The following is a 13,495-nucleotide window of genomic DNA, read 5'->3' on the forward strand; positions in this document are numbered from 1 at the left end:
GTGCATCGGACTAGCGGGTGGACCCGGTGGCTGAGCACAGGACCGTGTCCCGCGTCGTGGGGATCCTCGAGGTCGTGGCGCGTGCGCGCAGGCCCGTTCCCCTCTCTGTGCTCGCGGCGCAGCTGGACGCGCCGAAGAGCAGCCTGCACGGGCTCGTGGGGGGACTCCTGCACCGCGGATACCTGAGCGAGATCGACGGCGGATACAGGCTCGGTGCGGGGGCGCATGCTCTGCTCGCACCCGCGGGCTCGTCCTTGCCGCTGCTGCTGGGAGAGTCCTGCGCAGAGATCGCCGTGCGCACGGGAGAGACGGTGACGCTGGCGACCCGGGTCGGTGATCGATCGGTCGTCTACGTGCACTCGGAGCCGTCGGCATTCGAAGTCTGCTATCGCCCGCGTCTGCGCGAGAGACGGCCGATCCTGCCGACCAGTGCGGGCAAGCTCTTCCTCGCACACGACGACGACAGAGACAGCGTGCTCGCCCGCGCCGATGAAGATCACCGGCGGCGGTTCCTTACGGAGATCGATTCGATCCGCGCGTCCGGCATGGCCTTCAACCGCGGCGAGACCGTGTCAGACCTGGGTGCCGTCGCAGTCGGGGTGTATGAGGACGACCGGCTCACGGCCGGGATCACCATCGCAGGTCCACTGACCCGGGTGGCGGAGCGCCTCGAGTACTTCGGCGGCCTCGCGCAGGAGGTCCTCACCGCGGACGGCTTCAGCCGTCACGGCCGTCAGCCGTCGTGACGCGACGCGGCACCGGGCCGTGCGGGGCCGGAGAGGGGAGCCGCACAGCCCGATGCCCGGACGTCAGACTCCTCAGCCTTCGGTGAGGCGGAGGGAGAAGAACACCCGGTCCTCGCCGGGTCCCGCATAGTCCTCGATGCGGGTGCCCTCGAAGCCCAGCGATGAGTGGAACGCGATGGCATTGGCGTTCTCCGCGATCGCGGTGGCCTGCACCTCATCCTCGAGGTTCGCCTTGGCCCGGGCGATGAACGCCTCGTAGAGGCGACGTCCGATGCCCAGGTGGCGGAAGTCCTGCCGCGCGGCGACGAGGTGGATGTAGGACGGGCCCTCCTTCGGGAAGGCGCCCAGCAGGTATCCGACGATCTCATTCTGGTAGCGGGCCACGAGTCCGCCGGCGGCGAACTGACGGAACCAGTGCGGTTCGTGGTCGCCGCTCAGGTCACGATCACCCCAGAAGCGCTCCTGTGCGTTCACGATCTCAACGCGAAGCTCCAGGGGATCGAGTTCGTCGAGAGGACTGATGATCAGTTTGTCCGGATCGAAGTTCGTGTTCTCGGTCATGGCCTCTCCTCACGTGTGACTGAGCAACCAGCATACGCGGAGCTCGCGGTCGAGTCTGTCGCAGCCGGATCACAGTTCGACGTGAACCGGCTGGTTACGGGCGTGGACCCCTAGGTTACGGGACATGGAGCCCGCGCGCTCGGCCGGTCGCGAGGAACCCTGCGGGCGGCGGCCGCGACCGTGGCAGGATGGGTGCCATGCTGCGCATCACGACAGTCAACGTCAACGGAATCCGTGCCGCCCTGCGGAAGGGCATGGGGGAGTGGATGGCCGCTGCCGATTCCCCGATCATCACTCTGCAGGAGGTGCGTGCCGCGAACGACATCGTCTTCGACGTCCTCGCTGATTCCGGGTACCGGATCCAGAGCGCCGATGCGGAGGCGAAGGGCCGCGCCGGCGTGGCCATCCTGTCCCGCACGGAGCCGGAGGCCACCCGGACGGGCAACGGCGACGACTACTTCGACAGAGCCGGTCGCTGGATCGAATCGGACTTCCGGCTGGAGGACGGCTCCCTGCTGACGGTGGTGAGCGCCTACGTCCATTCGGGCGAGGTCGACACCCCCAAGCAGGACGACAAGTACCGCTTCCTCGAGGCGATGCTCGTCCGCCTCCCTGAGCTCGCGGAGCACGCGGACCACGCGGTCCTCACGGGCGATCTGAACGTGTGCCACACGGAGCTCGACCTGAAGAACTGGAAGGCGAACCGGAAGAAGGCGGGATTCCTGCCCGAGGAGCGGGCCTACTTCGACAGGTTCTTCTCCGACATCGGCTACGTCGACGTCCACCGGCAGCTGTCCGGTGAGGTCCCCGGCCCGTACACCTGGTGGTCGATGCGCGGGAAGGCCTTCGACAACGACGCGGGATGGCGGATCGACTACCAGGCCGCCACTCCGGGCCTCGCGGAGACGGCGACCGCCGCACGAGTGGATCGCGCTGCGAGCTGGGGGGAGCGCTGGTCCGACCATGCCCCGCTTGTCATCGACTACGACCTCCCGGGACTGCGGGAGGCCTGAGCAGGCGGTTCCGAGTGCACGGAGCCGGCCGGCCGGTGGCAGAATGAGGGACATGACCGATTCCTCTGGCCTCCCGTCAGGCCGTCCGCGCTCCCTGTCCGGAATCCAGGCGACATCGGATTCCCTCCACCTGGGCAACTACATCGGAGCGCTGCAGCAGTTCGTCGAGCAGCAGGAGACGCATGACGCGTTCTTCTTCATCGCGAACCTCCACGCCATCACCGTCGATCAGGACCCGGCCCAGCTGCGCGAGCGGACGCTGCGCACCGCGGCCCAGTTCATCGGCGCGGGCCTGGATCCGCAGCGCTCGACCCTGTTCGTCCAGTCGCACATCCCGGCGCACACCCAGTTGGGGTGGATCCTCGAATGCACGACGGGTCTGGGCGAAGCGCAGCGCATGACCCAGTTCAAGGACAAGTCGACCAGGAACGAGCACGTCTCGCTGGGCCTCCTCACGTACCCTGCGCTGATGGCCGCGGACATCCTGCTCTACCAGGCGGACGTCGTGCCGGTCGGGGAGGATCAGCGCCAGCACCTGGAGCTGACGCGGAACCTCGCCGAACGCTTCAACCACCGGTACGGGGACACCTTCACCGTCCCGGAACCGCACATCCTCAAGTCGACGGCGAAGGTCTACGACCTGCAGGACCCCACGGCGAAGATGTCGAAGTCCGCGCAGACGCCGGCAGGCCTCATCGAGATCCTCGACGACGAGAAGTCGATCACGAAGAAGATCAAGTCGGCCGTCACGGACGCCGGCACGGAGGTCACCTTCGATCCTGAGGGCAAGCCGGGAGTCTCCAACCTGCTCACGATCCACTCCGCCCTGTCGGGACGGTCGATCGAGGACATCGTCGCGGAGTTCGAGGGCAGGATGTACGGCCATCTCAAGGTCGCCCTCGCCGAGGTCGTCGTCGAGACCCTGCGCCCGCTGCGCGAGCGCACCCTCGAGCTCCTGGACGACCCGGCGGAGCTCACGCGCGTACTCGACGCCGGTGCGGACACGGCCGGCGCGATCGCCGAGCGCACGATCGCGGACGTCTACGACCGAGTGGGATTCCTCACTCGCTGATCACCGGCACAGCGTCGAACCGCGGTTCGAGCCACGCCGGAGGAAGGTGGTGCCCGGGTGATCCTCTCTCCCAGGAACCGCAGGCCGAAGCCGTTCAATCTCTCTCCCGAGGTGCAGCACACCGCCGCACGGGTGGAGGACCGCGTCCATGAGTGGGCGAGGAAGCGGGTGACGAAGCGCGACTGGCGCCGCACCGTCGTCTGCTACGACTCCTACGGCACGGAGAAGAGCGTGCGCGTGCTGGGACGGATGATCCTCACGCGCACGGGGAAGCTCGCGGCGGACATGCACGCGAGCATCCGCGGATTCCGCTCATTCGGTGCGGTGCCGCTGGCGAACGAGACGGCGTGGGTGCGGATCGGCGGCCAGGAGCACATGGTCGAATGCGACCGCGGCGGCATCATCGACATGGTGATCCCGGGGGACTACGAGCCGGGCCCCGTCGAGATCGAGCTGTGGACATCGGATTCGCTGGTCGACCGCGCGACTGTGACGATCATCGGTGAGGACCAGCGGTTCGGCATCATCTCCGACATCGATGACACCGTCATGGTCACGGCGCTGCCGCGTCCCTTCCTCGCCGCCTGGAACACCTTCGTGCTGGACGAGCACGCCCGCAGCCCCGTGTCCGGGATGGCCGTCCTCTACGACCGGCTCACATACCTGCGGCCGAACGAGCCGATCATCTACCTGTCGACCGGTGCGTGGAACGTCGCTCCCACTCTCAAGCGCTTCCTGTCGCGGAACATGTACCCGGACGGCCCGCTGCTGCTCACGGACTGGGGGCCGACGACCACCCGCGCGTTCCGCAGCGGCGTCGAGCACAAGCGGAACTCCCTCGAGCGATTGGCGCGGGAGTTCCCGCACATGAAGTGGCTGCTGATCGGCGACGACGGCCAGCATGACGAGGACATCTACGGGGAGTTCGTGGACAACCATCCGGAGAACGCCGCCGCTGTGGCGATCCGCCAGCTGACCTCCGGCGAGGCCGTGTGGGCAGGTGGTCGCTCGCGCCGCACCGGCCGGGGTCAGGGAGTGCCGTGGATCTACGCCTCGGACGGCGCGGGCCTCGCATCGGAACTGACCGAGCGCGGGATCATCAGCGGCCTCTGAGGCGTCAGTCCCGCTGCCTGCGATCCCTGCGCACGCGCACCACGAGCGCGAGGGCGGTGACGGCTCCCAGCCCGATCCCGCATGCCAGCAGGATGAGCGGCAGACCGGGTGCTCCGCCCTCGGCCTCCGCGGCACCGGCCGCGTCCGCAGCGACGGCTGCGTCGTCGGTCGACTCCGCTGCGGCGGGTGCCTGCGCAGCGGCCGTCTCAGCGGCCTCGGCGGCGGTCTCGAACGACATCGTGCCGACCGGTTCCGGTGACGACTGGGCGAAGGTCCAGTCGATGAGGTCGATCGCCGCGTCGCGCGTCATCGTCTCGCCGCCCAGCACAGCGGATGCGAGTCGACGGTCGTCGCGCTCGACCACGGCGACGAACGACCCGCCGGCAGCACTCGTGTAGCCGTTCTTGAGACCGAGGCCGCCCTCCACCTCACCGACGATCCGCGTGTGGTTCTGGATCGGGTAGCCGGACAGCTCTTCGCCCGTGTCCGGGTTCGTGGCACCGGGGAAGTCGTACTCGGTCTCCGAGATGACGTCCATGAGGTAGTCGTCCTCGAGCACCGCCCGGCCGATGCGCAGCAGATCCTCCACGGTCGTGACCTGGTCGTCCTCGTCGAGCCCCGACGTGTTCCACGCCTGCGTGCCGGTGAGCTGGAGCTCCTCCGCCTTGGCGTTCATGAGGTCGACGGCCTCGTCCTGCCCTCCCGCGGCGTCGGCGAGGGCGTGCGCGGCGTCGTTGGCGCTCGACATCAGCATCGCGTGGAAGAGGTCGTCGATCGAGTACTCGTTCTTCTGCACGAGCCCGACCTTGGTCCCGTCGACCAGCATGTCCTCGTACGTCGCCTCGTGCATGTGCTCCGGGTCGTCGAGCTCGTCGACGAGCGCCAGCCCGGACAGCAGCTTGATGGTCGAGGCGGGCGCGTGCTGCAGATCCGGTTCGTGCGAGGCGAAGACCTCTCCCGTGTCGATGTCCGCGACGATCCATGCCTCCGCTGACGGTTTGGGCGCCGGCGATCCGTCTGTCAGCGGACCGGGGTCGTAGACGGCGGTCGGGGTCGGCGCCGGCTGGGCGATCGCCGGCGCGGTGAGCACCGAGGGGCCGACGACCAGGGCGGGAACCAGCGCGACGACTGCGGCGAGAGCGGCCGCAGGGGAGCGGGTGGGGAGAGGAAGCACGGCGACAGCCTAACGCGAACGCGGCGGGGGAGTCTCCACGAATCCGTGGAGACTCCCCCGCCGCGCTGTGTGGCTGTGGTCAGCTCTGTGCGTCTGCGACCACCGTGCCTCGGATCAGCACGGATCAGCTCACAGCTCAGCTCACGCGAGGCTGCGTGTGAGCAGCGCCTGCTTCACCTCTGCGATCGCCTGCGTCACCTGGATGCCGCGGGGGCATGCGTCGGTGCAGTTGAACGTCGTGCGGCAGCGCCACACGCCCTCGCGGTCGTTGAGGACCTCGAGGCGCATGTCTCCGCCGTCGTCGCGGCTGTCGAAGATGAAGCGGTGGGCGTTCACGATCGACGCGGGACCGAAGTACTGGCCGTCGGTCCAGTAGACCGGGCAGGACGTGGTGCACGATGCGCACAGGATGCACTTGGTCGTGTCGTCGAAGATCGCCCGGTCGTGCTGCGACTGGAGGCGCTCACGCGTGGGCTCGTTGCCGGACGTGATGAGGAACGGCATGACCTCGCGGTACGACTGGAAGAACGGCTCCATGTCGACGATGAGGTCCTTCTCCAGCGGAAGTCCCTTGATCGCCTCGACGGTGACCGGCTTGTCCGTGTTGAGATCCTTCAGCAGCGTCTTGCAGGCCAGGCGGTTGCGGCCGTTGATGCGCATGGCATCGGAGCCGCACACGCCGTGCGCGCACGAACGGCGGAAGGACAGCGAGCCGTCGATGTCCCACTTGATCTTGTGGAGGCCGTCGAGCACGCGATCCGTGCCGTACATCGTGACGGTGTAGTCCTCCCAGTGCTCTGCCTGGTCCTGCTCAGGGTCGAAGCGCGCGATCCGGAACGTCACGTCGAAGGACGGGATCTCGCCGCCGCCCCCGCCGCCCAGGTGGGCGGGGAGGTCGACCTTGGATGCGGGCTCTGCGGTCTGCGTGGTGTCTGCCATCAGTACTTACGCTCCATCGGCTGGTAACGGGTGATGACCACGGGCTTCCATTCGAGCCGCATGCCGGGGATTCCCTCGGACTCGGTCTCCGGATCCTTGTAGGTCATCGTGTGCTGCATGAAGTTCTCGTCGTCGCGGTCCGGGAAGTCCTCACGGAAGTGACCGCCGCGGGATTCCTTGCGGTGGATCGCGGCGACCGCGACGACTTCGGCGATCTCGAGCAGGAAGCCCAGCTCGACCGCTTCGAGGAGGTCGAGGTTGAAGCGCTTCCCACGGTCCTGGATGCCGATGTTCTTGTAGCGCTCGCGCAGGGCGCCGATGTCGTCCAGCGCCTTGCGGAGCGTCTCGTCCGTGCGGAACACCTGGGCGTTCGCGTCCATCGTCTCCTGCAGGTCGCGACGGATGTCCGCGATGCGCTCCGGTCCGTCGGACGTGCGCAGCGTCTCGATCATGTCGACGACGTACGCCGCCGGATCCTCCGGCAGCTCCGGCAGCACTGCGGTCTCCGCGAACTTCGCCGCACCGATCCCGGCGCGCTTGCCGAACACGTTGATGTCCAGCAGCGAGTTGGTGCCCAGTCGATTGGACCCGTGCACGGACACGCACGCCGTCTCGCCCGCCGCGTAGAGGCCGGGGACGACGTTCGTGTTGTTCGAGAGCACCTCCGCCTCGATGTTGGTCGGGATGCCGCCCATGCCGTAGTGCGCGGTGGGGAACACGGGGACGGGCTCCGTGTAGGGCTCGACGCCCAGGTACGTGCGGGCGAACTCCGTGATGTCCGGGAGCTTCTCGTCGATGTGCGCCGGTTCGAGGTGCGTGAGGTCCAGGAGGACGTAGTCCTTGTTGGGTCCGCAGCCGCGGCCCTCGCGGACCTCGTTCGCCATCGAGCGGGCGACGATGTCACGCGGAGCCAGGTCCTTGATCGTGGGGGCGTAGCGCTCCATGAAGCGCTCGCCGTCCACGTTGCGCAGCACGCCGCCCTCACCGCGGGCCGCCTCCGACAGGAGGATGCCCAGGCCGGCGAGGCCCGTGGGGTGGAACTGGAAGAACTCCATGTCCTCGAGCGGGATGCCGCGGCGGTAGGCCACACCCACTCCGTCGCCCGTGAGGGTGTGTGCGTTCGACGTCGTCTTGAAGATCTTGCCGAACCCGCCGGTGGCGAACACGACGGACTTCGCGCGGAAGACGTGGATCTCACCGGTCGCGAGCTCGTAGGAGACGACGCCGGCGGCCTTCTTGACCCCGTCGACCTCGGTCATGAGGACGTCGAGCACGTAGAACTCGTTGTAGAACTCGACGCCGTGCTTGACGCAGTTCTGGTAGAGCGTCTGGAGGATCATGTGGCCCGTGCGGTCAGCGGCGTAGCAGGCGCGGCGGACCGGTGCCTTGCCGTGGTCACGGGTGTGGCCGCCGAAGCGACGCTGGTCGATCTTCCCCTCGGGCGTGCGGTTGAAGGGGAGACCCATCTTCTCGAGGTCGAGGACCGCGTCGATGGCTTCCTTCGCCATGACCTCCGCAGCGTCCTGGTCGACGAGGTAGTCGCCGCCCTTGACGGTGTCGAAGGTGTGCCACTCCCAGTTGTCCTCCTCGACGTTCGCGAGCGCCGCGCACATGCCGCCCTGCGCTGCGCCGGTGTGGGACCGGGTCGGGTAGATCTTCGTCAGCACCGCAGTGCGCGCGCGCTGACCCGATTCGATGGCCGCGCGCATGCCGGCGCCGCCGGCACCGACGATGACGACGTCGTACTCATGTACCTGCATAGGTGTCAGAACTCCTTTGGAAGCCTCAGAGGGCTTCGCAGAACTTGGGGAGGAGGCTCGGGTCCGCCCCGGCAGGGCACGGCTCGAACGTGAAGATGACCAGCGTGCCGAGCACGATGACGACGGCGGATGCCACGTAGAGGACGAACTGCAGCGTCAGGCGCGTGCCGGGGCGCTCCGCGTAGTCGAGGATGATCGTGCGGACGCCGTTCGTGCCGTGGACCATCGCGAGCCACAGCATGGTGAGGTCCCAGATCTGCCAGAACGGGCTGGCCCACTTGCCGGCGACGAAGCCGAAGTCGAGCTGGTGCACGCCGTCGCCCATCCAGAGATTGACGATGAGGTGGCCGAAGATCAGGACGACCAGGATGACGCCGGACAGGCGCATGAACAGCCAGGCGCCCAGCTCGAAGCCGGAGCCCTTGGCCTTGGACCGCTGGTATCCGGCGCGCGGTGCGGGGATGGTGGGGGCACTCATCAGAGGATTCCTCCCAGCGAGTTCGGGATGTGACGCCACAGGAAGCCGACCATGACGACGAGCCAGAGGCCCATCGCGACCCAGAAGAGTGTCTTGTGGTGCTTGGTGCCGCCCTTGAAGAAGTCGACGGCGACGACGCGGAGTCCGTTGAATGCGTGGAAGGCGATCGCTCCGACGAGAACGACCTCACCGAACGCCATGAGCGGGGACTTGTACGTGTCGATGACTGCGTTGTAGGCCCCGGGGGACACGCGAACGAGTGCTGTATCGAGCACATGCACCAGCAGGAAGAAGAAGATGCCGACGCCGGTCACACGGTGCAGGACCCATGACCACATGCCTTCTCTTCCGCGATACAGAGTGCCTGTTGAGGCCTTGGCCACGGGGCATCCTCCAGTGTGGATTGCGGACGGTTGTGTACTCGTTGAAAAGTACGCCGCGACGACGGACTGCGCCAATCGCCGGTCCCACGAGCTTCTCACAGTCTTCATTTTTCCTGTGAATGAGTGGTACGCGCGTCCCGCACCTCGAGAGGATTCGTTTCAGCTGACTATTAGCGAACACTCCCATGTCGCAATACGTGTCGCATCGCGTCGTCTCTGACCGCTTCTGCGCGTCTGGGGCCATCGCGGCCAGTCGCCCGACCCCGGTGTGTTGGGGTGCGCGAGGAGTGGCGCGTGGAGAAGAATGGGCGGGATGATCGAGAACTTCCACGCCGTGATCCCCGCGGGAGGATCCGGCACGCGGCTCTGGCCGGTGTCGCGCACTGCCCGTCCCAAGTTCCTCCACGACATCCTGGGCACGGGCAGCACGCTGCTCCAGTCGACGTGGGAGCGGACGGTCGGGCTGGCCGCCCCTCAGCGCACCTGGGTCGTCACGGGGCGCGGACATGTGGATGCGGTGAGGGAGCAGCTGCCCGATCTGCTCAGCGACCGCGTCGTCGCGGAACCGTCCCCCAAGGACTCCGCGGCCGCGATCGGGCTCGCGACGATGCTCATCCACCGTGAGGACCCCGACGCGGTCATCGGATCGTTCTCCGCGGATCACTCGATCACGAACACGGGGGAGTTCCTGTCCGTCGTCGAGCAGGCGGCGGCTGCCGCGGCCGCAACGGGGGACATCGTGACGATCGGGATCACTCCCACCTATCCGGCGACGTCGTACGGATACATCGAGACCGGCGATCTGCTGCGGATCCCCGATGCACCCACGGCCCGGCGCGCGGCCGCTTTCGTCGAGAAGCCCGATGCGGCCACCGCGCGCACGTACGCCTATTCGGGCGGCTACCGGTGGAACGCTGGCATGTTCATCATGCGCGCTGCGGTGCTCCTGGAGCTGCTCGAGGAGCAGGCGCCCGCTCTCCATGCGGGGCTCACGCGGATCGTCGACGCCTGGCACACGCCCGACCGCGATGCGGTCCAGTCCGAGGTCTGGCCGACCCTGGGGAAGAAGGCGATCGACTACGTGGTCGCGGAGCCCGCCGCCGCTGCGGGCCGCGTCATCGTCGTCCCCGGGGACTTCGGCTGGGACGACGTGGGCGACTTCGACTCCGTCGCGAAGCTGCGCCAGCCGGTCCCGGGCGAGGTCCACGGGGTCTCCGCGATCGGGGAGGGCGTGGATGTGGTCGATGTCGAATCACGCGGGGTCGTGATCTCCGAGACCGGGCGGCTCGTGGCGCTGGTGGGCGTCGAGGACCTCGTGGTCGTCGACACCGACGATGCGGTGCTCGTGACGTCGCGCGCATACGCGCAGCAGGTGAAGGAGGTCGTCGCCCGCGTCAGGGAGGCGGGCCGCGACGAACTCCTCTGAGGGGAAGTCCTTTGAGGAGAAGTCCTCTGAGACGAGTTCCTCTGAGACGAGCTCCTCGAAGGGGAACGGGCCCGGACAGGTGCGGGCAGCGGCGGAAGTAGACTCGGGGCCCAGCCGCGCGAATCGCGGCTGCCCCGCCGTGCACGCGCTGCGCAAGGGACTGGAATGAGCGGGAAGAGGGCGTACGTGACGATCGAGAAGTCGGAGGCACACAGTGCGGAGAGCATCCTCGCGGAGTTCGATGACGAGCTGATCGCCTTCCGTCGGGACATCCACGCGCACCCGGAGCTGTCGTTCGAGGAGCACCGCACGACCCGTGTGATCGCCGACCGACTCCGTGCGGCGGGCCTCGTTCCGGAGTTCGTCACCCCCACGGGTCTGATCTGCGATGTGGGGGAGGGGCCCGTGTCCGCGGTGCTGCGTGCGGACATCGATGCGCTGCCCCTGGACGACCTCACGGGCCTCGACTGGGCATCGACCGTGCCCGAGGTCGCACACGCCTGCGGTCACGACGTCCACCTCGCGGCCCTGCTGGGCGCGGGGCTGGCGCTGGACCGCCTGCACCGGGAGACGCCCGGCGGGCTGGGTGCGACGATCCGCCTGGTGTTCCAGCCGGCCGAGGAGGTCACGCCCGGCGGTGCCCTCACGATGATCGGAGAGGGCGTCCTGGAGGGCGTGCGGAGATCGTATGCACTGCACTGCGATCCGAACGTCGACGTGGGGAGCGTGGGTTCCCGGATCGGCCCGATCACCGCGGCGGGAGACACCGTCATCATCCGTCTGAACGGGCACGGAGGGCACACGTCCCGCCCGCACCTGACGGAGGACCTCGTCTACGCCCTGAGCCGGCTGGCCACCGATCTGCCGGCGACCCTGTCGCGCCTCATCGATCCCCGGCATGCGATCTCGCTGGTCTGGGGGCACATCGAGTCCGGGCACGCCCCGAACGCGATCCCCAGCACGGGCCTGCTGACCGGGACGCTGCGCTGCCTGGACGTGGACGGCTGGAACCAGGTCGCCGAGGTCCTGCCCGACCTGGTCGACCGGATCGCCGGGCCGTACGGGGTCGAGGTCGATCTGGACCACCGCCGCGGGGTGCCTCCCGTCGTGAATACGGAGCCCGAGGTGTCGCTCGCGGAGGCCGCCGTGCGCGAGGTCCTGGGTCCGGAATCCGTCCAGCTCACCCCGCAGTCGATGGGCGGCGAGGACTTCGCGTGGTACCTGGCGCACACTCCCGGCGCGCTCATCCGCCTGGGCACCCGCACTCCGGGCGGGCGGACCTACGACCTCCATCAGGGCGACCTGGTGATCGACGAACGCGCGATCGCCGCCGGTGCCCGTGTCCTGTGCGCGATCGCGCTGCGTGCGATCGCGGACGATGCGGGAGCAGCGGAACCGTTCGCCGACCCGTCGAGCTCGGGACGGGTGTGAACCGATGCCGCGGAGCGTGCGCCTGAGGCTCGGGGCGACTGCCGGCCTCCTGGCCATGGGGTTCGGGGTCTCCGGCTGCGGTGGCGCAGTCGACGAGCCCACCGGGATCGTGCGCACATCCGCGTGCGCGGTGTCAGCGCCTGCCGGCTTCGCCGATGCGGGCATGGGCGCGGCCGTCCTGGACGAGGTGCGGACCGCGGCGAACGAGGGCGTCGTGGACACCACCAGCTCGCAGCGCGTGAGCACGGCGGCGCAGACGCAGGCGGCGCTCGAGCGCTTCGCGGCCGACGGCTGCACACTCAGCGTGCTCGTGGGCCCCGGTGGTGCGGGAGCCCTGTCGCAGGTCGCCGCTGACAATCCGGACCGCGCGTTCCTCGCGGTGGGGCCCGGCACGGATGCCGGCCAGCCCGACAACGTCCTCACCGTCGACTTCGACCTGCGTGAGTCGGCGTACCTGGCCGGGTACGCGGCTGCGAGCGCCACGCGCACGGGCACCGTCGCCGTCTCCACGGCCAAGGGGCAGTTCCAGGGCGCGGAGCTGCTCGCCGCGTTCGACGAAGGCGTGGACGCCCGCGCCGACGAGGCCGACGGCGACGTGACGGTCGTGGATGAGGGCGCTATCGATGTGCGTACCCTGGACGACACGACCTCCGCGGGAGTCGAATGGGCCGAGTCCGCGACGGCGGACGGTGCGGACGTGCTCGTGCCCTTCGGATCGGCCTCGCCCCAGGGCGTCGCGGAGCACATCGACGAGCTCGCAGAGGAGGCGGCGGAAGCCGACGAGTCGCAGGACGACGAAGACGACGAGGCCGACGCCGCAGCAGGAGACGACGCCGCGGATGCCGACGACCAGAGCACGGGCGACCGGGAGTCCGGAGAGGATCCCGTGGGGACCTCGGCGGAGGACGAAGATCTGCCCGTCCTCATCTGGTACGGATCGGACGGGTCGAAGACCCTCCCTCGTCCCGTGCGCAACCAGGTCGTCGCCTCGATCATCCCGGACGTCGGACTCGGGATGAGGGCCGTGCTCACCGGCTGGCCGGGTGAGGGGGAGGAGCCGGAGGGCCTCGTGCGCAGCGCGGAGCCCGGCGCGGACTCCGCTGCGGGAACAGCGGGGGGCCCGGCGGACGATTCGGACGAGGACGTCCGGGAGGCGGTCCCGGAGCTCGTGGGCGGGCTCGAGGTGCGCGCCCGCCGTGCGGTCGGCGACCTGGACAACGGCGGAGTCGCCGTCGTCGCGAGCGATGGGATGCTCGGATCCATCACGGGTCTGGGACGCGCGCTCGCGGATGAGAGGGAGCGGCTCGACGAGGAGCAGGACGAGGCCGACGAGGAGTGAGGCCGAAAGGTGACGCCGACGGGTGGAGACGGGTGACGCAGACGGATGGAGCAGATGCGC

13 protein-coding genes are annotated in these 13,495 nt (G+C 68.6%); 7 read left to right on the forward strand and 6 right to left on the reverse strand.

All coding sequences use genetic code 11. From position 1 onward, the window contains the following. Positions 1-26 precede the first annotated feature (26 nt). The gene (locus tag FM105_RS09765; RefSeq protein WP_179207142.1) at positions 27-746 is read left to right on the forward strand and encodes an IclR family transcriptional regulator; all 720 of its coding nucleotides are present in this window, start codon (positions 27-29) and stop codon (positions 744-746) included. A 72-nt stretch (positions 747-818) separates the two neighbouring features. On the opposite strand, the gene FM105_RS09770 is transcribed toward FM105_RS09765, so the two are convergent. Next, positions 819-1,307: a GNAT family N-acetyltransferase gene (locus FM105_RS09770; RefSeq protein WP_087007728.1), complete on the reverse strand. Its 489-nt coding sequence runs from the start codon at positions 1,305-1,307 to the stop codon at positions 819-821. Between the two features lie 197 nt (positions 1,308-1,504). Between FM105_RS09770 and FM105_RS09775 the strand changes: the two genes are divergently transcribed. Genes FM105_RS09775 through FM105_RS09785 form a run of 3 tightly spaced genes read left to right on the forward strand, consistent with a single transcriptional unit; the run spans position 1,505 to position 4,505 of the window. After that, positions 1,505-2,320: an exodeoxyribonuclease III gene (locus FM105_RS09775; protein ID WP_087007730.1), complete on the forward strand. Its 816-nt coding sequence runs from the start codon at positions 1,505-1,507 to the stop codon at positions 2,318-2,320. Positions 2,321-2,372: 52 nt separating this feature from the next. Next, positions 2,373-3,392, forward strand: coding sequence for a tryptophan--tRNA ligase (gene trpS, locus FM105_RS09780; protein ID WP_179207143.1), 1,020 nt, complete (start codon positions 2,373-2,375; stop codon positions 3,390-3,392). 57 nt (positions 3,393-3,449) lie between these two features. Continuing rightward, positions 3,450-4,505 carry an App1 family protein gene (locus FM105_RS09785; RefSeq protein ID WP_087007734.1) on the forward strand — a complete coding sequence of 352 codons (1,056 nt, stop codon included), beginning with the start codon at positions 3,450-3,452 and terminating at the stop codon, positions 4,503-4,505. A gap of 4 nt (positions 4,506-4,509) precedes the next feature. Here FM105_RS09785 and FM105_RS09790 read toward each other — a convergent pair whose 3' ends face one another. The 5 genes from FM105_RS09790 to sdhC form a co-directional block, all read right to left on the reverse strand. Next, positions 4,510-5,679, reverse strand: coding sequence for a D-alanyl-D-alanine carboxypeptidase family protein (locus tag FM105_RS09790; RefSeq protein WP_087007736.1), 1,170 nt, complete (start codon positions 5,677-5,679; stop codon positions 4,510-4,512). A gap of 141 nt (positions 5,680-5,820) precedes the next feature. Further along, on the reverse strand, positions 5,821-6,618 hold the full coding sequence (locus FM105_RS09795; protein WP_087007738.1) for a succinate dehydrogenase iron-sulfur subunit: 798 nt from the start codon (positions 6,616-6,618) through the stop codon (positions 5,821-5,823). Then, positions 6,618-8,378 carry a succinate dehydrogenase flavoprotein subunit gene (gene sdhA, locus FM105_RS09800; RefSeq protein WP_087007740.1) on the reverse strand — a complete coding sequence of 587 codons (1,761 nt, stop codon included), beginning with the start codon at positions 8,376-8,378 and terminating at the stop codon, positions 6,618-6,620. The genes FM105_RS09795 and sdhA overlap by 1 nt, the downstream gene beginning before the upstream one ends. A 25-nt stretch (positions 8,379-8,403) precedes the next feature. Next, positions 8,404-8,856 (reverse strand): succinate dehydrogenase hydrophobic membrane anchor subunit, encoded by a 453-nt coding sequence (locus FM105_RS09805; protein WP_179207144.1) that lies wholly within the window; start codon positions 8,854-8,856, stop codon positions 8,404-8,406. Next, positions 8,856-9,239, reverse strand: coding sequence for a succinate dehydrogenase, cytochrome b556 subunit (sdhC, locus tag FM105_RS09810; protein ID WP_087007744.1), 384 nt, complete (start codon positions 9,237-9,239; stop codon positions 8,856-8,858). Before sdhC ends, FM105_RS09805 begins: the two co-directional genes overlap by 1 nt. Positions 9,240-9,552: 313 nt before the next feature. Between sdhC and FM105_RS09815 the strand changes: the two genes are divergently transcribed. The 3 genes from FM105_RS09815 to FM105_RS09825 all read left to right on the forward strand — a co-directional run bounded on the left by FM105_RS09815 (position 9,553) and on the right by FM105_RS09825 (position 13,435). Next, a complete protein-coding gene (locus FM105_RS09815; protein WP_179207145.1) occupies positions 9,553-10,665 on the forward strand; it encodes a mannose-1-phosphate guanylyltransferase in 1,113 nt (370 codons plus the stop codon). Positions 10,666-10,830: 165 nt separating this feature from the next. Next, positions 10,831-12,096, forward strand: coding sequence for an amidohydrolase (locus FM105_RS09820; RefSeq protein WP_087007747.1), 1,266 nt, complete (start codon positions 10,831-10,833; stop codon positions 12,094-12,096). 16 nt (positions 12,097-12,112) lie between these two features. Then, positions 12,113-13,435 (forward strand): BMP family ABC transporter substrate-binding protein, encoded by a 1,323-nt coding sequence (locus FM105_RS09825; protein ID WP_179207146.1) that lies wholly within the window; start codon positions 12,113-12,115, stop codon positions 13,433-13,435. Positions 13,436-13,495: the final 60 nt, after the last annotated feature.

This window comes from Brevibacterium yomogidense (assembly GCF_900163715.1).
Taxonomy (GTDB): Bacteria; Actinomycetota; Actinomycetes; order Actinomycetales; family Brevibacteriaceae; genus Brevibacterium; species Brevibacterium yomogidense_A.